The organism is Plantibacter sp. M259 (assembly GCF_006065115.1).
Classification (GTDB): domain Bacteria; phylum Actinomycetota; class Actinomycetes; order Actinomycetales; family Microbacteriaceae; genus Plantibacter; species Plantibacter auratus.
Window position 1 is genome coordinate 3,032,746 of the sequence record NZ_CP040750.1, and the last position, 18,794, is coordinate 3,051,539.

Here is an 18,794-nt window from a genome sequence, read left to right on the forward strand (position 1 = left end):
CTGGCTCGCTCCGTCGTCGCTAGGCTGATCGAGGTCGCGTCGAGCGGCCCGCACTTCCAAGGGGATCCTGCATGCGCATCAAGCTGACGTTGACCAGGCCGTCCGGGTCGTCCGCCGACATCGTCGTGACGACGGACGCGGCGGCGAGCATCGCCGAGGTCGCGTCGACCATTGCACGCGTCGACCCGCAGGGGCCCGACTCCGCGAACGCCGACTTCACGCTGCACGCCCGCCTGCCGGGCTCGACCGAGACCCTCCCGCTCCCGCCGGAGGCTCCCATCGGTGAGGCCTGGGTCGGTTCGGGTGCCGTCATCGAGCTCGCCGACGCGGGGGTCTACTACTCCGCGGCGCGCACCGGCCAGGCGCCCGCCGTCGCCGTCGTGCGGGTCCTCTCCGGCGACGACGCGGGCCGTGAGTTCACCCTGCCGGCCGGCAGCTGGACCCTCGGTCGCGAGGCGAGCTGCGACATCGTCCTCGACGATCCGCTCGTCTCGAAGCGGCACGCACGCCTCGAGGTCGGCGGCGAGATCGAACTCGTCGACCTCGGCGCGGCCAACGGCATCGTCGTCGACGGCGGCATCGTGCCACGACTCAAGGTCGTCGAGCCGGAGCGCGTGCTCATCGGCGACACCGAGGTCGAGATCGGTTTCGCCGGGACCGTCGGTCGCGCGGGCGTCGTCCCGAAGGCCGGACCGGTGTACTTCAACCGGTCGCCGCGGGTCGAACAGCGCTACGCGGGGGAGACCTTCCCCGCCCCCGAGCCGCCGACCGAGCGCGAGAACCAGCCGTTCCCGCTCCTCGGCATGCTCACGCCGATGCTCCTCGGCGGCGCGATGTACTTCTTCACGCGGAACCCGCTGTCGCTCATCTTCATCGCGATGACGCCGCTCATGCTCATCGGCAACTACTTTACGGGTCGCGGGCGCAACAAGCGGAAGCTCAAGCAGCAGATCAAGATCTTCGACGAGCGCCTCGAGTCCCTCGGCAAGCAGCTCGCGGCTGAGCGGGAGATCGAGCACGACGTCCGCATGCGCGAGGCACCGTCCACCTCGGAGGCGCTCAAGCACGCGCTCACGCGTGGGCCACTGCTGTGGACCAGGCGCCCGGAGCACTGGTCCTTCCTGAACCTCCGGCTCGGCGTCGGCACCATGCCCTCGCGCAACGAGGTCTCGGCGAAGGCACGCGACAGCTTCCTGCCGGAGTTCCAGGAGCGACTCGAGAAGCTCAAAGACCAGTACGCGACGGTTGCCGACGTGCCGATCATCGACAACCTCTACGACGCCGGCGCGCTCGGTATCGCCGGTTCACCGCAGACCGCCGGGGAGCGGTGAACGGCATCCTCGTCCAGCTCACCGCCCTCCACTCGCCGGCCGAGGTCGTCGTCTCGGCGATCGTCTCGCCCGCGTGGTCGAACGCCCTCTCCTGGGTCAAGTGGCTCCCGCACGCGTCGTCGCCCAACAGCCCGCTCGACGTCGGTCACCTCGCCGACAGCGTGTCGAGCGGCAACCTCCTGCTGGCCGCGATCGAGGAACTCGTCCAGACCCGCCTGCAGGCGGCCCGGGCCGGCGACGCCCGACGCGGCGCCATCTCCGAGAAGCAAGCGGCGCAGGAGCGTGGCGCGGAGATCGGGACGAAGAGCTCGAACGACACCGGCACGAAGTCCCCGATCCCCGCCATCGTCCTGCTCATCTCCGACGACGTCGGCGTCGACCGCGCACGCCTCGTCCAGCTCGCCGAGATCGCGGCGGACGCGGGGTCTTCCCGATCTGGATCGCCGACGACGTCGTCTCGCTCCCCGCCGCCTGCCGCACGTTCCTGCAGGTCCCGGAGGCCGGGGCCGGCGTGGACGCACCGGCGACGGTCGGCATGGTCCGCCTCGGCTACTCCGTCGATGACGCGCGCCCGGAGTTCGTCGACCCGGTGACAGCCCTCGACTACGCGCGCCGCATGGCGTCCGTGATCGACGCCGGTGCCCTCGTCGAGGACTCGAGCGACCTCCCGCGGTCGGTGTCGATGGTGACGCTGCTCGGGCCGGAGCTCACGACCTCGAGCGACGCCGTTGTCGACCGCTGGCGGCAGAACTCCTCGATCCACGACCGCACGCCCGGGCTGCCGCCGAAGCCCCGCCGGGCCGGCCAGCTGCGCGCGACCGTCGGATCGGGCGGTGTCGACGCCATGCACCTCGACCTCCGCGCACAGGGCCCCCACGCCCTCGTCGGCGGGACGACGGGTGCCGGTAAGAGCGAGTTCCTGCAGGCCTGGGTGCTCGGGATGGCGGCCGAGTACAGCCCCGACCGCGTCTCGTTCCTCTTCGTCGACTACAAGGGCGGCTCCGCCTTCGCGGACTGCGTGACGCTCCCGCACTGCGTCGGACTCGTCACCGACCTCAGCCCGCACCTCGTCCGGCGGGCGCTCACGAGCCTCCGCGCCGAGCTGCACTTCCGCGAGCACCTGCTCAACCGGAAGAAGGCCAAGGACCTCCTTGAGCTCGAGAAGCGCGGCGACCCGGACTCACCACCCGCCCTCGTCCTCGTCATCGACGAGTTCGCGGCCCTCGTCGGCGAGGTCCCGGAGTTCGTCGACGGTGTCGTCGACATCGCCCAGCGCGGTCGCTCGCTCGGGATCCACCTCATCATGGCGACCCAGCGGCCCGCCGGTGTCATCAAGGACAACCTGCGCGCGAACACCAACCTCCGCGTCGCGCTGCGCATGGCCGACGAGTCCGACAGCCAGGACGTGGTCGGCGTCAAGGACGCGGCGCACTTCGACCCGGGTGTCCCCGGCCGCGGCATCGCGAAGACCGGCCCCGGCCGCCTGAGCATCTTCCAGTCCGGCTACGCGGGCGGGTGGACGAGCGACGAGCCCAAGCGCTCCGACATCGAGGTCCGGGAGCTGCGGTTCGGCGGCGAGACGCGCTGGGAGGAGCCCCGCGCGGCCGACGCCGAGGAGGAACGCGACCTCGGCCCCACCGACCAGCAGCGGCTCGTCGCGAGCATCATCGCCGCAGCCGACCGGGCATCCATCCCGGCGCCGCGACGGCCCTGGCTCGACGAGCTCGCGCCCGTCTACGACCTCAGCAAGCTCCGCCAGCGGTCCGACGCCGAACTGCTCATCGGTGTCGCCGACCTCCCGGACTCGCAGGAGCAGCGCCCGGTCTACTTCCGGCCGGACGTCGACGGCCACATCGCCGTGTTCGGCACCGGCGGATCGGGCAAGAGCACCGTCCTGCGCACCCTCGCCACGGCGGCGGGCATCACGCCGCGTGGCGGTCCGGTCGAGGTGTACGGCCTCGACTTCGGCGCGGGCAGCCTCCGCATGCTGGAGGCCTTGCCGCACGTCGGCTCGATCATCCCCGGCGACGACCAGGAGCGCGTCATCCGACTGCTCCGCCGGATCAAGGAGATCATCGACGAGCGCAGCGTCCGGTACGCCGAGGCGAACGCGTCCTCCATCACCGACTACCGCCGCGTCTCGGGTCGCAACGACGAGCGCCGCATCCTGTTGCTCGTCGACGGCTTCCAGTCCTTCCGGCAGGAGTACGAGACGACGCTCGGCCTGTCCTCCTGGTACACGCTGTTCCAGCAGCTCATCACCGACGGCCGGCAGCTCGGCGTGAACATCGCGTTCTCGGCCGACCGCCCGGGCTCCGTCCCGACGAACATCAGCTCCGGTGTGCAGCGACGCGTGGTGCTGCGCCTCGCGGACGAGACCGGCTACCAGCTCCTCGGCGTGCCGAAGGACATCCTCGGCCCGGAGTCGCCCGCCGGCCGGGCGATCGTCGACGGTCTCGAGGTCCAGGTCGCGATCCTCGGTGGGTCGCCGGTGCTCTCGGACCAGTCGGTGGCCACCGTCCGGCTCGCAGAGGCGATGTCGCGCGCCGGAGCCACGATCACGGCCCCGCCGATCGGCGCGCTGCCGAAGGAGATCGAGGCGCGCGAGCTGCCCGATCGGGTCGGCGACCGCCCCGTGCTCGGCATCGGCGACGCCGACCTCGCACCGATCGGGTTCGACCCCTCCGGCGCGTTCCTCGTCGGCGGCCCTCCCGGCAGCGGTCGGACGAACGCCGTCGCCTCCCTCGTCGGCGCCATGCGTCGCTTCGATCCTGCGACGCGCTTCGTCTACTTCGGCTCCAAGCGCTCGGAGCTGCTGCGAGAGCTGCGCTTCGACGAGTCGGCCGTCACCCCCGAGACGATCGCCGAGCAGGCGAAGGCGCTGTCCGCGGCGATCGCGGGGGAGACGGTCACCGGCCGGACGGTCGTCGTCATCGAGACGCTGTCGGACTACCTCAACGGCATCGCCGACCCGCCGCTCGTGGAGCTCATCAAGGCCATCAAGCGTAGCGACCACCTCGTGATCGCCGAGAACGAGGTGTCGGGTTGGTCGTCGTCCTGGCCGCTCATGGGCGAGATCAAGAGCGCCAGGCGGGGCATCCTGTTGCAGCCGGAGCAGATGGAGGGCGACCTCGTCCTCCGGACGACCTTCCCGAGGCTCGCGCGCAAGGACTTCCCGCAGGGGCGCGGGATCTACGCGAACCGCGGTGCACTGTCGCGCGTGCAGCTGCCGATCGCGCCCGAGTTCCCCGTCGCCTGAGCGGCGTCGTCCCCGGATGGGGACTGCATGGGGAGTGCTCCCCATGTGCTCCCGCGAGGCGTTGTGGTTACATGATGAAGGCACCGACGGTGCCGGTGACCACAACGAAGGAGCAAGACTCATGGCCAACATCAACGTCAACTACAGCGAGATCAAGCAGGCCGCCGTCAACCTGACGACGGGTAAGGGCGAGGTCGAGACCACGCTCAACCGCCTCCAGACCCTCATCAACAACCTCGTGTCCTCCGGGTTCCAGACCGACACCGCGTCCGGCACCTTCAACGAGACCTACACGGCCTTCACGCAGAGCGCGACGGTCACGATCCAGCACCTCGACAAGCTGTCGGGCTACCTCAACAACGCCGTGACCACGCTCGAGCAGACCGACGCAGCGCTCGCTGCCGGCGCCGGCCAGTAGTCACCACCGTCGGCTTCGCTCTGCGCGCCCTCCCGACCAGGTGTCGGTGAGGGCGCGCGGGTTTTCCGGCGAAGGCGACCCACGGCGACAGCGACGCAGCACCACGCGACGAGGAGCGAGCAGTGTACGGCGACACCCAACAGATCCGCCTCCGCGCGACGGAGCTGCGAACCCTCGCGACCGAGGTCCGTAGCCGTGCCGGAGACCTCCGCTCGGCCGCCGAGCTCGCGTGGACCTCCACCGCGGCGGAGACCTTCATCGAGCAGCTCGGCACCCGGGCGGTCTCGCTCGAGAACTCGGCGACGCAGCTCGACGACGCGGCCGACAAGCTCGACGCGCACGCGACCGCCGTCGAGCACGTGAAGCAGCTCATCGAGGACGCAGCCCGTTGGGTGGGCGACCGCTGGAACGACGCCGTGAACCTCGTCTCCGGCGCGGTCGAGACCGTGAAGGACGGCGCCGCGAAGGTCTTCGAGTTCTTCGGCCAGGAGGTCCCGGACTTCCTCGTGCACCAGGCCAAGGACATCGTCGCCTCCACGCCATCGCTGCCGACACCCGGTGACCGCAGCTGGCTGGACCTTGCCGACCTCTACCGCAGCCGAGGATGGACCCCCTGATGCCCATGACCCGTACCCGCCCGGCTCCGGCGGCGGCAGCCTTCCTGCTGACCGCGGACGAACTCCACGTCCTGGAGCACCGCACCCCGCACATCGTGCTGCCGCCCGCCTTCCACACCGAATGGGGTTCGGACGTGTCGCCCGCCGAAGTCCGTGAGCGCGAGCAGCGAGCCGTCGCGCGGCTCCGGGAGCGGCGACTCCTCGCCCGCGGCGACGACAGCCTCCCGGACGACCTCACCGCTGACGTCGATCCCGATTTCGCCGCCTTCCTGTCGATGCCGCAGTTCGCGACGGCGGCCGTCGACGCCTCCTGCTGGACCCTCGACCGGACGGCGATCCAGTCCGTCTCCGTGATCGGCGCGCACGCCCTGGCGCTGCTGCGGACGCAGCGGGTCGACCACTCGGACGCGTCCGTCGCCGAGCACGGCACGGCCGCGCGCGACGAGGACGCCGTCGAGATCCGCGCCTTCGACACCGCCGGGCTGGCCCAGCAACTCCTGCGACCCCTCTCCGCGCTCCACGACGTCCCCGACGCGCGGGGCCGTTCGACCGACGTGGTCGTCCTCCCGCTCGCGGACGCCGAGGCGCTCGTCCTCGCGCTCCGCCAGGACCGACCCGACGTCGTCGGCGCGGTCGTCGAACAGCTCCACAGCCCGCAGGCCGCAGTGCTCCTCGGCGGTGTCGCGCAGCGGATCGACGGCGGCTTCCGGCTCGACGCGCTCTCCCGGAGCGGGGAGCCCATGAGACGGTGGACGGACACGTGGCTCCGTGGTGCCGAGGGCTGGGTCGCCGTGTCGGTCGACACTCCGGATGTCGAAGCGGCGGGTATGGACCCGTCCACCGTCGCCGAGGGGACCCGGGTCTCGCTCCGGGCCGTCCGTCGCGCGGACATCGTCGCCGAGGTGTTGGCGATCGCCGCGACCATCCAGGGAGCACGGGCATGAGCGGCATCACGGTCTCCGGCGGAGCCGGCGGCGTCGGCGCGAGGCTCGACGACATGCGACTGCAGGCGCAGCAGCTCGCCACGTTGTCGACCGAGCTGATCGGGCGTTCGGGCACGGCCGCTGCGAAGGCGGTCGACGGCGACCTGCTCGAGTCCATGATCCTGTCGCCGGTGACGGGGGCGGCCGCGGAAGGCGCCATCGTCCTCGCCTCCGGTTCCCTCCTCCTCGTGGCGACCGAGACCGGCGTCTCCGCCGTCTTCCTCGAGGGCGCCGTGGTCGCCTACGAGACCGCCGATCAGCTGATCGCCGCGGCGACCGTCGCCCTCCACAACGGGGTCGCCTTCGTCATCGGCGTCCTCGCGGTGCCGGTCGGCCTCGTCGCAGCGGCGGGCGTGGCGGTGGTGGGCGGGGCGTGGATGCTCACCGTGGCAGGCGTCAACATCGTAGTCGAGGGTGTCGACTCGCTCGTCGAGGGCGCCCAGCAGACGCTGGACCAGATCGGCGACAACCCCTGGCTGCTGCTCTCGCCGGCCGGCGTCGCGGGACTGTTCACCGCCAACTCGATCTCCGCCTACTCGCCGCAAGAGGTCGTCGACCGGACGGCGGCGACCTACGCCGACGCGCTGTCGCGGCTGCAGGAGCTCGCCCCGGTCGCGGCCCAGGCCGCCAACGAATGGTTGGGCGACAACGCGTGGATCGAGGACATCCTCACGGACGGTGCCCCAGGTCTGCTGGCCGGCCTCACCTTCCTCCCCGGGTTGTTGCCCGGCTTCAACGGACTCATGTCGGTCGTCACCGGCCAGGGCTGGCCGCCGCTCACCTATGAGCAGGCGATCGACGCCATCGCCACCGGTGGCGGCCGGTTCGGCCTCTTCGACGACGGGCAGGGCGGCCTCGCCATGGATCCCGACGACCCTCACAGCCGCTCGCCATGCCTCGGGACCGAACCGTCACCGACCTCGGTGACCTCCTCCAGGGTTCGGCGGACATCGACAAGGGTGAGGAGGAGCTCAGCAATATCCGCGTGATCCAGTCGGCCGGACCGCCGCCGAGCTGGATCGTGCAGATCCCGAGCACGCAGGTCTGGGATCCGCACGGTGGCGCGATCTCGAACGACCTCACCTCGGACATCGCTGCCATGCAGGGTGAACAGACGGCGCTCGGCCAGGCGGTGAAGGACGCGATGGCCGCCGCCGGCATCTCGCCGACGGACCCGGTGATGCTCGAGGGCTTCAGCCTCGGCGGGATCACGGCCGGGTCGCTGGCCTCGGACCCGGACTTCGGCTACAACGTGACGCACCTCGTCACGGCGGGTTCGCCGATCGCACGCTTCGACATCCCCGACGACGTGCAGGTCCTCTCGATGGAGTTCAACGAGGATCCGGTCGCCCGGCTCGATGGACAGGGGAACCCGGACTCGGCCAACTGGACGACGGTCCAGGGTGACGCCCCGCGACTGGGCGGCGTCAACCCGGAACAGCAGGATCCGGGGATCGCGAGTGCCCACAACGCGCAGCGGTACGAGATGATGGCGGACGAGACGTCGTCGTCGGGAGACCCGAGCGTCGACGCCTACCTGGACTCGGCGAGCGGCTTCTTCAGCGGTGATCAACAGGTGACCGACTACAGTCCGACGCGGAGATGATCGACCACGGCCCGACACCGGGTCGCCCGTCCACAGCCCGTTCCCGATCGTGAGGCCTTCCATGCGCATCAGCACCATCGTCCGATCCGGCGCCGTGTCGGTCGTCCTGTTGGGGCTCCTCACCGCCTGCGGGACCGCAGCGCCGACGGCGCAACGCACCCCGGCCCGCACCCCGGACCGGACACTTGCCGCCGTCGAGGAAGCGATCGCCGAGATCCCGGGGCCGGCTTCCGGGCCGCCCGCGCCTGGGACGGCACGACGGCGTACGTCACCGCGACGCTCTCGGCGACCGACGCCTTCACCGGCGACCCCGGTGCCCTCGTGGACTACTCCCTCGCGCAGCTCGCTTCCCAGGACGAGGTCGATCGCGGACGCTTCGTGCGATTCGCCTTCGACACGCCCGGACAGACCGTCGAGTCGACGATCGCCATCCTCGCGACGCTGGACATCGCCTCCGAGCAGTACGCCGGTGGCGATTCCGTGGAGCTCTCGAGCGCTGACCTCGACGCGAGGTACGGAAGCTGGCCGGGCGAGGTACCGACCCTTCCCGCCGCGTTGGGCGGTGCGGGATGACGACGATCGAGACCGCGCGGTCCACGCACACCCTGCGCAGCGAGGGCCGGACCGACACCGGGCTGGTCCGACGCCTGAACGAGGACGCGTTCTACGCCGGCGCGCCCGCCTTCGTGGTCGCGGACGGCATGGGCGGGCACGAACGCGGCGAGGTCGCGAGCCGTGAGGTCGCGGCGGCGCTCGAACGCGGCATACCGATCGGCATGCCGACGACGACCGAGGCGGTCGTGACCACGATCGTCACCGCCAACGCGGTCATCCGCAGCATCCCCACACCGAACGGGGTCATCGGCACGACCGTCGCGGGCCTCGCGCTCGTGGCGCTGTCGCCGCAGACCGACCTCCACTGGATGGTGTTCAACGTGGGGGACTCACGGGTCTACACCTGGGCCGACGGCGCACTCCGTCGGATCACCGTCGACCACTCGGCCGTCCAGGAACTCGTCGACGCCGGTTCCATCACGGAGGAGGAGGCGCGCGAACACCCCGACCGCAACATTGTGACGAAGGCGATCGGCGTCGAGGCCGGCATCGACCCGGACGTCTGGCTCCTCCCCGTCGCCGGGCGGCAGCGGTTCCTCCTCTGCTCCGACGGGCTCACCGGCGAGCTGTCCGACGAGCGGATCGCCGAGGTCCTGTCCCAGGGCTTCGAGGGAGCCGCAGACCGCCTCGTGGAGCTCGCACTGGCCGCCGGCGGACGGGACAACGTGACCGCGCTCGTCGTCGACGTCGTGTCGACCTCGCTGATGTCCAGCGGCCCCGGCTACGATGACGCGGGTGGTCTCGGGTATCTTGAAGAGACGATGCCGCGAGGCTAGAGGAGTGGCCGTGTACTCGTACGAAATGGAACCGGCCGAGGTCCGCCGTTGGCTCGCTGTGGCGGGGCCCGGCAGACTGGTGCTGGTCGACGCCCAGGGCGACGACACCGCCGCTGCCGCATTCGCCGCGGACCTCCCGGGCGACGCCTCGCTGTCGCTGATCGTCGACCGCCTCGCGGCCGGCGGTCTCTCGAACACGCCCGCGTTCGCCGCGGCCGTCTGGGACGAATCGGGCGCGACGGTCATCGTGCGCGGGCTCGCGGCGGCCGTCGTGACGAGCGCCGCCGGGACCGAGACGGTCCTGGGCGCCCGCGCGACCACCTGGGTCGAGGAACACCACGCCGACGCGGTGAGCGTCACGCTCCGGAGCGACCAGCCGAACCCGTCCGGCGTGCGCCTCCCGCTCGGGTCGGGAGCCGTCTGGACGACCTCCATCACGGCGACCCTCGACGAGGAGGCCACGGCTTCGCTCGCCACTCCGACCAGTGACGAGCGCTGGCCGACCGAGTCGTCCACGAGCGCACCGACCGCGGCGGAGCAGCTCGCGGCCCCGCCCGTCCCGGCCCCCGCCGAGCCCGCGGCATCCGCGGCGACCTCGGACGACGCGGGTGACGAGACGGACGGCGATGAGGCGACCCCGGTGGCGCACGTCGAGCCCGTTCAGCCGCTCCACATCGTGCCGTCCGTCTCCGACACCCAGTTCTTCCACGACGAGGACGACCCGGACGAGACTTCGACGACCCCGGAGGAGCCCGTCGACGAGGGCTACGACTTCCTGTTCGGCCAGACCGTGCTCCGTCCGGTCGGTGCAGCGGCGGTCGACGAGGCCGGCGACGCCGAACGTGCGGCGGCCGAGGCGTCGGCGCACCAGCAAGCGGCTGCCACCGCCGTCGCCGCGCCGGAACCCGCAGCAGCCGGACCATCGGACCTCGGCGACCACGACGGCCACACGATCCTGGCCGAGGATCTCGCCGCGCTGCGTGCGCGTCGCGCGGCCGAGACCCCGCCCGCACGGTCGTCCACTCCGTCGGCCACGCCGCTCACCTACCTCGAGCTCCCCGGCGGCACTCGCCAGTCGCTCGCCTCGCCCGTCGTCCTCGGCCGGGCGCCGAGCGTCTCGCAGGTCCCGGCGTCCGTCGTCCCGACGCTCGTCACGCTCACGGGAGACGACATCTCGCGGAGTCACGTGCGCGTCGCGGTCGAGGGCGGCACGGTCGTCGTCACCGACCTCCACTCGCGGAACGGCACGCAGGTCGTCCTGCCCGGTCAGGCACCGCAGTCCTTGCGACCAGGGGAGCCGACGCCGGTGATCGTCGGGACCGTCATCGACCTCGGCGGCGGCGTCGCGCTGCGCGTCCGAGAGGGCTGACGTGCGCCGTTCACCCTCGCAACCGCCGGCCATCCCCGGGCTGCGGTTCGAACGACAGCTCGGAGCCGGTGGGTTCTCCGACGTCTTCCTGTACGAGCAGCAGCTGCCGAGGCGTCAAGTCGCCGTCAAGGTGCTCCTCGCCGAGCACCTCAGCGAGCAGACCCGCGAGGCCTTCGTCGCCGAGGCGAACCTCATGGCGCAGCTCTCCGCGCACCCCTACATCGTCACGATCTACACGGCGGACGTCGCTCCGGACGGACGACCGTACCTCGCGATGGAGTACTGCGCGGGGCCGAGTCTCGCCGAGCAGGCGAAGCTGCGGCGGTTCGCCGTCGCCGATGCACTGCGCACCGGCGTCCGCCTGGCCAGTGCGGTGGCGACCGCCCACGCGGCCGGCATCCTCCACCGCGACATCAAACCGGCCAACGTGCTCACCAACGCGTACGGCTGGCCGGCGCTGACCGACTTCGGCATCTCGCAGGCCGTCGAACTCGAGGTTCCGACGACCGCCGGCCCCGGGCGCCCTGGCGACGTCGGTTCCACCGGTGCCTCGGGCACGCAGACGGTCGGTCTCTCCATCCCTGGTCGCCGCCTGAGATGTTCGAGGACGAGCCGCATCCGGATGTCCGGTCCGACGTGTTCTCCCTGGCCGCGACGGTCTACACGCTGCTCGCCGGACGGACGCCGTTCGAGATCCCCGGGCAGTCGAACGGCGCGGCCGACCTCATCAGCCGGATCGAGCGCGGGACCGTCACCCCGCTCGGGCGCGACGACGCGCCTGCGTCCCTCGTCGCGACGCTGCAGAAGGGTCTCGCGAAGGATCGCGCCAACCGCTTCGAGAGCGCCGTCGACTTCGCGCGTGCGCTGCAGCGGGTCGAGATGGAGCTGGCCTACGCGCCGACGCCCATCGACATCCCGAACCTCGTGCAGCCGCAGTCGCAGACCCCCCGACCGGACACGTCCAGCAGTGCGTCGGACGAGACTCGCGTCCGGCAGGTCCCGACGGTCGAGGCCCAGCCCCGACCCGGCGTGCCGAGCGTGCAGCCGTCGATCGGCGACGAGACGGTCGTGCGCTCGGCCGGGCCGCTCGTCCAACCGATCCAGCCATCGGCCCCGATCACCGTCGGAGCGGCCTCGGTGCCCTCCGAGACGATCCGCCGCGACCGCCTCGAGACCGCGGCTGCGGTTCCCACGGAGGACCCCGATGCCGATGCGGCCGGACGAGCCAGACGCCGCCGACTGACCCGCCTCCTCGTCGCGGGTGGCGTCGCGGTGCTCGCGGTCGGCGGGATCGCGGCCGGGATCATCTGGCAGGGAGCGGCCGCCGACCCGAAGCCGACGGCCGCCGCGACCGGGGCGCCGATCCAACTGAGCGACGTCCCCTCGCCGAAGGCGTTCGGCGTGAACATCAGCGAGGACGGCAGCGTCGTGACGTTCATCTGGGACAACCCGGACCCGCAGGACGGCGACACGTACATCTACCAGGTGACGAGCAGCGGCAAGAACTCGCCGAAGGTACCGACCTCGACGTACGCGGTCGATCTGAAGCCGAGCGCTCCGGGTGCGCAACTGTGCATCGAGGTGGTGATCGTCCGAGGCGGCGTCACCTCACCCGATCCACTCGAGATGTGCTCGCAGCAGTAGCGGGACCGAGACGATGACCGACCACAGGGGGACCAGACGATGACCATGGACGAGGCGACGGACACGGCGACGACGAAGACGGCGGTGCGCGTCGAGTTCTGCGGCGAGGAGTACGCCGTGGACGCACGCAAGCCGTTCCTGATCGGGCGCGAGGGCGACCTCGTCGTCGACGAGAACCCCTTCCTGCACCGCACCTTCCTCAGCGTGACCTTCGATGCCGGGCTCTGGTGGCTCACGAACATCGGGAACACCCTCTCGGCGACGGTGACGGACACGACCGGCAACGTGCAGGCGTGGCTGGCGCCCGGCGCGCGGCTCCCGATCGTGTTCCCCGAGCTGCAGGTGCTGTTCAGTGCCGGGACGACGACCTACGACTTCACGATCACCTCGGACCTCGAGTACTTCAGTCCGTCGCAGCTCTCGACGACCACCGCCGGGACCACGACGGTCGGGCCGATCCACCTGACGAGCAGTCAGCGCCTCCTCATCGTCGCCCTGGCCGAGGACGTCCTGCGCCAGGCATCGCCCGGTCGCGGCGAGATTCCGGCGTCCGCCGCCGCCGCCGCCCGCCTCGGCTGGAGCCAGACCACCTTCAACCGCAAGCTCGACAACGTCTGCGACAAGCTCGACAAGTTCGGCGTCCAGGGGCTGCGCGGCGGGCCGGGGAAGCTCGCGACCGGCCGTCGTGCGCGGCTGGTCGAGTACGCGGTCTCGACCCGACTCGTGGACGCCAGCGACCTCCCGCTCCTCGACCACGCCGATCAGGCGGACGTCGGCGGGGACAACCCGCTCGCGGTTGACCCCGCAACCGTTTTCCATTGCCGACTTGTTTGTTAGAGTGACTCCGCGTTTGCAGCGTGGCGCATCGACCGATGCTTGACCGAACATCACCTGGGGGACCGTGAGCAACTGGAGCGCCTGGCTGCGCAAGCGCAAGACGGCGGCGTCCATCACGGCCCTGTCGGTCCTCGTCGCCGTACCGGTGACCGCCGCGCTCATCCACCAGGGTTTCCCCGTCACGGAGGTCGACCTCGAGTCCCGCGACGTCTGGGTCACCAACGGCGAGTCGCTCCTCGCGGGGCGTCTCAACGATCAGATCTCCGAACTCGACGGAGCGGTGTCGACGGCGTCGAACAACGCCGACGTGCTGCAGGACGGCGACGACGTCTTCCTCCAGGACAAGGCGCTCTCCTCGCTCGAGCGCATCGATCCGGCCTTCACGAGCCTCATCCAGCGTGTCTCGCTGCCGACCGGCGCGACGGTGCACTACGGCGGCGACCGACTCTCGGTCGTCGCGGGGGAGACCGGCAAGCTCTGGTCCGTCGACGCCGCGGGCGAGCTCCGCTTCGACCCCACGGAGACGAAGCCGATCGTGTCCATCGGCAAGGCCGGTCAAGCGGTCGTCACCTCGACGGGCACCATCCTCGCGGTCGCACCCGCGAAGGGGCGCCTCTACCGCATCCTGCCCGACGGCACGAAGACCGAGTCGAAGCTCCCGAAGCTCGACGACTACCAGTTGAGTGCTGCCGGTGAGCAGGCGGTCATCCTCGACCTGAAGTCCGGCGAACTCGTGAAGCAGGACGGCTCCGTCGTCGAGCTGCCGGGCAAGCCGCTGAAGATCCAGGAGCCGTCGGCATCGGACGACGCCGCCGTCATCGCGACCGGTGACTCGCTCGTCCGCGTCCCACTCGGCGGCGGCGACCCGGAGGTGCTCGACGCGGACGTCACCACAGCTGCGACGAGTGCGGCCGAGGTCACGGCACCGGTCAACCTCGACGGCTGCATGCACGGAGCCTGGGCCTCCTCGAGTCGGTACGCAGCCGAGTGCGCCGACAAGAAGCCGGTCATCGAGGACATCAACCCGGAGACCATCGGCCAGCAGCTCGTCTTCCGGGTGAACCGCTCGGTCATCGCCCTGAACAACGTCCAGACCGGCAACTCCTGGCTCGTCCAGGCGAACATGCGCCTCGTCGACAACTGGGACGAGGTAACACCCCCGCAGGAGGAGGACGGCGAGGACGGCGACGAGAAGGCGTCCGAGCAGTCCTTCGAGGACACGCTCGCCGAGCGCACCGAGGAGAACCGTCCGCCGATCGCCCGCGACGACGCGTTCGGCGTCCGTCCGGGTCGCGCGACGGTCCTGCCGCTGCTCGACAACGATTCCGATGCGGACGGCGACGTCCTGACGATCCAGAACACCAGCGACGTCGCGGCGGAGACCGGCAAGCTGGAGTACATCGACGGCGGGCGTGCGCTCCAGTTCACCCCGGCCGAGGGGTTCGTGGCCGGGACGACGTCGTTCCGCTACTCCGTCAACGACGGCCGCCCAGGCGGCGTGGCCGAAGCGAACGTGAGCATCGCCATCAAGCCGCCCGAGGTCAATGAGCCGCCGACGTCCCATCGCGAGGCCGCCGTGTCGGTCGAGGCCGGGCAGACGGTCACCTACAACGTGCTCGCCGACTGGCGTGATCCCGACGGCGACGACATCTTCCTCCAGTCGGCGTCGCCGGCGTCCAGCGACCTCGTCCGGTTCACCCCGGACGGGTTCGTGACGTTCACGCACGCCTCGCCCGAGATGGGCCCGCGCGACGTCAAGTTCGTCGTGTCCGACGGGGTCAACTCGGCGGAGGGCACCCTCAAGGTCGACGTGCAGCCCGCCGGAGCCTTGAGCCCGATCGGGACACCCGACTTCGTCTCGACCTTCGTCGGCGAGTCCGCGCTCGTCCAACCGCTGGCGAACGACCAGTCCCCGAGTGGGGCCCCGCTCGGCCTCATCGGTGTCGAGGCCCTGCAGGGCGGACTCGTGTCCTCGCCGAGCCTCGAGAAGCAGTCGGTCACCGTCTCCTCGAACGAGCCCGGCACCTACTACCTGAAGTACACACTCGGCGCCGGTATCGCCTCGAGCATCGGGCTCATCCGCGTCGACGTCCTCGAGAAGCCCACCGACGTGCGGCCGCCGGTCGCCGTGAAGGACGAAGGCTATCTGCGTCCGAACGAGACGATCACGATCCCGGTCCTCGCGAACGACGAGTCGCCGGGTGGGCAGGTGCTCGCCGTGCAGTCCGTCTCCGTTCCCGACGAGTCCACCTCGTTGTCCGTCGAGGTCCTCGACAGCGCGGTCATCCGCGTGTCCTCCTCCGCGCCGATCGAACAGCAGCTGCAGTTCACCTACGTCGTGTCCGACGGCACCTCGTCGGCGACGGCGGCCGTGACCGTCGTCCCGGTGCCACCGCTGCCGAAGCATCAGGCACCGGTCGCGACCGATGACGCGGTCGTCGTCCGGGCGGGCGACATCGCCAACGTCGCGGTGCTCGAGAACGACTACCACCCGGACGCGGCGGTCATGCTCGTCGACCGCGAGCTCGTCGAGGATCCGACCGCCGGCCTCGCGTTCGTCGATGACGACGAGGTCCGCTTCCAGGCGCCGAGCGAACCGGGCACCTACACGACGACGTACCGCGTGTACGACACGTTCGGTGAGGCCGACACGGCGACGGTCACGTTCAACGTGGTCGGCGAGGACAAGAAGAACAACCAGCCGCCCGTGCCGCAGCTGCTCACCTCGCGCGTATTCGCGGGTGCGACGGTCCGCGTGGACGTCCCGCTCGACGGCCTGGACCCGAACGGTGACTCCGTCGTCGTCGACGACATCGCCTCGGCACCGTTGCTCGGTCGGGTCATCGAGCAGGGGAGTACGTGGTTCGTCTACGAGGCGGCTCCGGACTCCTCCGGGACCGACACCTTCCAGTACCGGGTGAAGGACACCTACGGCGCGGTCGCCGTCGGCACGATCAAGATCGGCGTCATCGGCCGTCCGGAGGTCGACGGCCAGCCGAACGCGGTCGACGACTACATCGAGGTCCTCCCGGGCAAGGTCGCCTCCGTGCCGGTGCTCTCCAACGACTCCGATCCGAACGGCTACAAGCTCAAGCTCGAACCGAAGCTGCTCTCGGTCGACGACGGCCTCACCGCCGAGGTCAGCAAGAGCCGTGTCGTCATCGAAGTGCCGGAGGAGGAGGCGTTCTTCACGGTCCGGTACCAGATCACCAACGGCAAGGGTGGCATCGACAGCGCCTACATCCAGGTCAAGGTCACGAAGGACGCGAAGCCGCAGTTCCCCGAAGCGGATGATCACGTCCTCGAGGACGCCGACATCGTCGGCAAGAAGACCATCGACATCGACGTGCTCGACGGCGCGCAGAACCCCGGTGGGCTGATCGACGACCTGAAGCCGAGCGTCGAAGGTGTGAACGCCGCCTCCGGCGAGGTCCGCGACGGTGGCACCATCCGGGTGACCCTCACCGACCGACGCCAGGCGATCGCCTACCGCCTGACGGACCCGGTCACGCAGCTGAGCGGCGCCGCGTTCATCATCGTGCCGGCTGCGACCGACGGCGAGCCGCCGCGGATGAAGAGTCCGTTGCCGGAGCAGATCGTCAAGGTCAACGAGACGCGCACCTGGAAGCTCTCGGACATCACCGAGGCGCCGTCCGGGAAGCCCGTCACGATCGCCTCCGAGGGCAGCGTCGTCAACTTCCGGAGCAACGGCACCTCGAGCTACGTCGACGACGCCACGATCACCTTCACCCCGGCGAAGGACTACCGCGGACCCGCCTCGGTGAGTTTCGAGGCCACGGACGGCCGCGAGAGCAAGCTGCTCACGCTGCCGATCACGGTGGGCGACCCGGACCTCGAGGACGTCCCGCCGACGTTCACGCCGGTGACGATCCCCGTCGAGGCGGGTGAACCGGCGATCGTCGTCGACCTCCGCGCCTCGAGCGACCACCCGAACCCGAAGATCCTCGCTGCTCTGTCCTACCAGGGGCTGACCGGGACCACAGCCGGCGTCCAGGGCAGTCTGTCCGGGTCGCAGCTCACGGTGTCCGCTCCGCAGGGCACGCAGCCCGGGACCTCGGCGACCTTGAACTTCACGGTGACCTACAAGGAGTACTCGATCCCCGGATCGGTGCAGGTGCAGGTTGTGTCCTCGACCCGTCCCCTCCCACGGGCGATCGACGACCGTGTCGAGGAGGGCCGTAAGAACAAGGCCGAGTCGATCAACGTCCTCGCGAACGACTACAACCCGTTCCCCGACACCCCGCTCAAGGTCCTCGACGCCACGGTGGAGAGTGCTCCGGCGGGTGGGGCGACGGCCACCGTCTCCGGAGGCTCGGTCACGGTCACGCCCGGGTCGTCCAAGAGCGGTACCGTCAGCGTCATCTACACGATTCAGGATGCGACCAACGACCCGAACCGACGGGTGCAGGGTCGCATCACCGTCATTGTGAAGGACGTCCCCGATCCGCCGACGATCGCGGTCAAGAGCGCGAAGAGCGGCAAGATCGTCGTGGTGGTCGGCGGTTCGCCGGCGAGCAACGGCTCGCCCATCGAATCGCACTGGGTGAAGTGGTCCGGCGGCGGCGACCGGCAGTGCGCTCCCGGCAACGACTGCTCCTTCGACGTCGCCAACGGTCAGAGCTACACGTTCAGCGCCTACGCGCGGAACGCCGTGGGTCCGAGTGCGGAATCAGGCTCGGAGACGGCGACAGCGTTCGGTGTCCCGAGTGAGCCGCGCAGCCTGTCGATCAGCGGGTCTGGCGACGCTCCCACGACGCTCACCATGCAGTGGTCCGCCCCGGCCGACGACGGTGGTCGCGTCGACAGCTACAGCTGGCGTGTCATGAAGGGTTCGGGAGTCGCCTACTCCGGCAAGACCGCTGGCACCAAGATCATCCAGGGGCAGGTCCCGGCCGGCACCTACCAGCTGTACGTCTCCGCTACCGGGCCCGGTGGCACCGGACCGGAGAGCGGACCGGTGGAGGTCACCGTGAAGGACCCGCCGCCGAAGAACCCGAGCGGCTCGATCAGCCGCGGAGACGGGCCTGTCACCTGCCCGAGCGACGGACGTCCCGGCTGCTACCGCGTCGTCATCAACTGGAACGACTTCGAACCCGGCGCGTACAACATCCATCTTTATGAGAACGGCTCTGTCGTCAGCAGACTCGACGGCCAGAACATCGGCGCGAGTGGAAGCGCGCAGTTCACTCGGCTGTACGGCAAGACCAACTTCTCCCTGTACGTCAAGTTCACCCGTCTGTCAGACGGCAAGACCTGGGACGTCGCACAGACCAACGGCACCGACTGGTGACCTCCGTTCCGAATCCCACCCGATGAGA

General features: G+C 70.3%; 14 protein-coding genes and 1 pseudogene. All 15 read left to right on the forward strand.

The window, feature by feature from the left end; translation table 11 throughout:
- Positions 1–71 precede the first annotated feature (71 nt).
- The 15 genes and pseudogenes from FGL15_RS21025 to FGL15_RS14220 all read left to right on the forward strand — a co-directional run bounded on the left by FGL15_RS21025 (position 72) and on the right by FGL15_RS14220 (position 18,766).
- Positions 72–1,331, forward strand: a complete 1,260-nt coding sequence (locus FGL15_RS21025) for an FHA domain-containing protein (RefSeq protein ID WP_240773550.1) — start codon at positions 72–74, stop codon at positions 1,329–1,331.
- Positions 1,328–1,924, forward strand: a complete 597-nt coding sequence (locus FGL15_RS21030) for a hypothetical protein (RefSeq protein ID WP_240773551.1) — start codon at positions 1,328–1,330, stop codon at positions 1,922–1,924. Before FGL15_RS21025 ends, FGL15_RS21030 begins: the two co-directional genes overlap by 4 nt.
- Positions 1,843–4,590: an FtsK/SpoIIIE domain-containing protein gene (locus FGL15_RS21035; RefSeq protein WP_240773552.1), complete on the forward strand. Its 2,748-nt coding sequence runs from the start codon at positions 1,843–1,845 to the stop codon at positions 4,588–4,590. The genes FGL15_RS21030 and FGL15_RS21035 overlap by 82 nt, the downstream gene beginning before the upstream one ends.
- A gap of 121 nt (positions 4,591–4,711) precedes the next feature.
- Entirely contained in the window at positions 4,712–5,008 is a 297-nt protein-coding gene (locus FGL15_RS14170) for a WXG100 family type VII secretion target (RefSeq protein WP_056008215.1), read from the forward strand.
- 122 nt (positions 5,009–5,130) lie between these two features.
- A complete protein-coding gene (locus tag FGL15_RS14175; RefSeq protein ID WP_124768805.1) occupies positions 5,131–5,625 on the forward strand; it encodes a hypothetical protein in 495 nt (164 codons plus the stop codon).
- Positions 5,625–6,569, forward strand: a complete 945-nt coding sequence (locus tag FGL15_RS14180) for a hypothetical protein (RefSeq protein ID WP_138946513.1) — start codon at positions 5,625–5,627, stop codon at positions 6,567–6,569. Before FGL15_RS14175 ends, FGL15_RS14180 begins: the two co-directional genes overlap by 1 nt.
- Complete coding sequence (locus FGL15_RS20390; protein ID WP_168223407.1) at positions 6,566–7,597, forward strand: hypothetical protein; 1,032 nt, start codon at positions 6,566–6,568, stop codon at positions 7,595–7,597. The genes FGL15_RS14180 and FGL15_RS20390 overlap by 4 nt, the downstream gene beginning before the upstream one ends.
- Complete coding sequence (locus FGL15_RS14190) at positions 7,594–8,214, forward strand: hypothetical protein (protein ID WP_168223408.1); 621 nt, start codon at positions 7,594–7,596, stop codon at positions 8,212–8,214. Before FGL15_RS20390 ends, FGL15_RS14190 begins: the two co-directional genes overlap by 4 nt.
- A 321-nt stretch (positions 8,215–8,535) precedes the next feature.
- A complete protein-coding gene (locus FGL15_RS14195; protein WP_138946515.1) occupies positions 8,536–8,787 on the forward strand; it encodes a hypothetical protein in 252 nt (83 codons plus the stop codon).
- Positions 8,784–9,605: a PP2C family serine/threonine-protein phosphatase gene (locus FGL15_RS14200; protein WP_138946516.1), complete on the forward strand. Its 822-nt coding sequence runs from the start codon at positions 8,784–8,786 to the stop codon at positions 9,603–9,605. Before FGL15_RS14195 ends, FGL15_RS14200 begins: the two co-directional genes overlap by 4 nt.
- 10 nt (positions 9,606–9,615) lie before the next feature.
- Complete coding sequence (locus FGL15_RS14205) at positions 9,616–10,974, forward strand: FHA domain-containing protein (protein ID WP_138946517.1); 1,359 nt, start codon at positions 9,616–9,618, stop codon at positions 10,972–10,974.
- 1 nt (position 10,975) lies between these two features.
- Positions 10,976–11,413, forward strand: a pseudogene (locus FGL15_RS21040) (protein kinase); the annotation flags it as partial.
- 158 nt (positions 11,414–11,571) lie between these two features.
- On the forward strand, positions 11,572–12,618 hold the full coding sequence (locus tag FGL15_RS21045; protein ID WP_240774008.1) for a hypothetical protein: 1,047 nt from the start codon (positions 11,572–11,574) through the stop codon (positions 12,616–12,618).
- A 39-nt stretch (positions 12,619–12,657) separates the two neighbouring features.
- A complete protein-coding gene (locus tag FGL15_RS14215) occupies positions 12,658–13,455 on the forward strand; it encodes a hypothetical protein (RefSeq protein ID WP_240773553.1) in 798 nt (265 codons plus the stop codon).
- Between the two features lie 64 nt (positions 13,456–13,519).
- Positions 13,520–18,766: an Ig-like domain-containing protein gene (locus tag FGL15_RS14220; protein WP_138946518.1), complete on the forward strand. Its 5,247-nt coding sequence runs from the start codon at positions 13,520–13,522 to the stop codon at positions 18,764–18,766.
- Positions 18,767–18,794 lie beyond the last annotated feature (28 nt).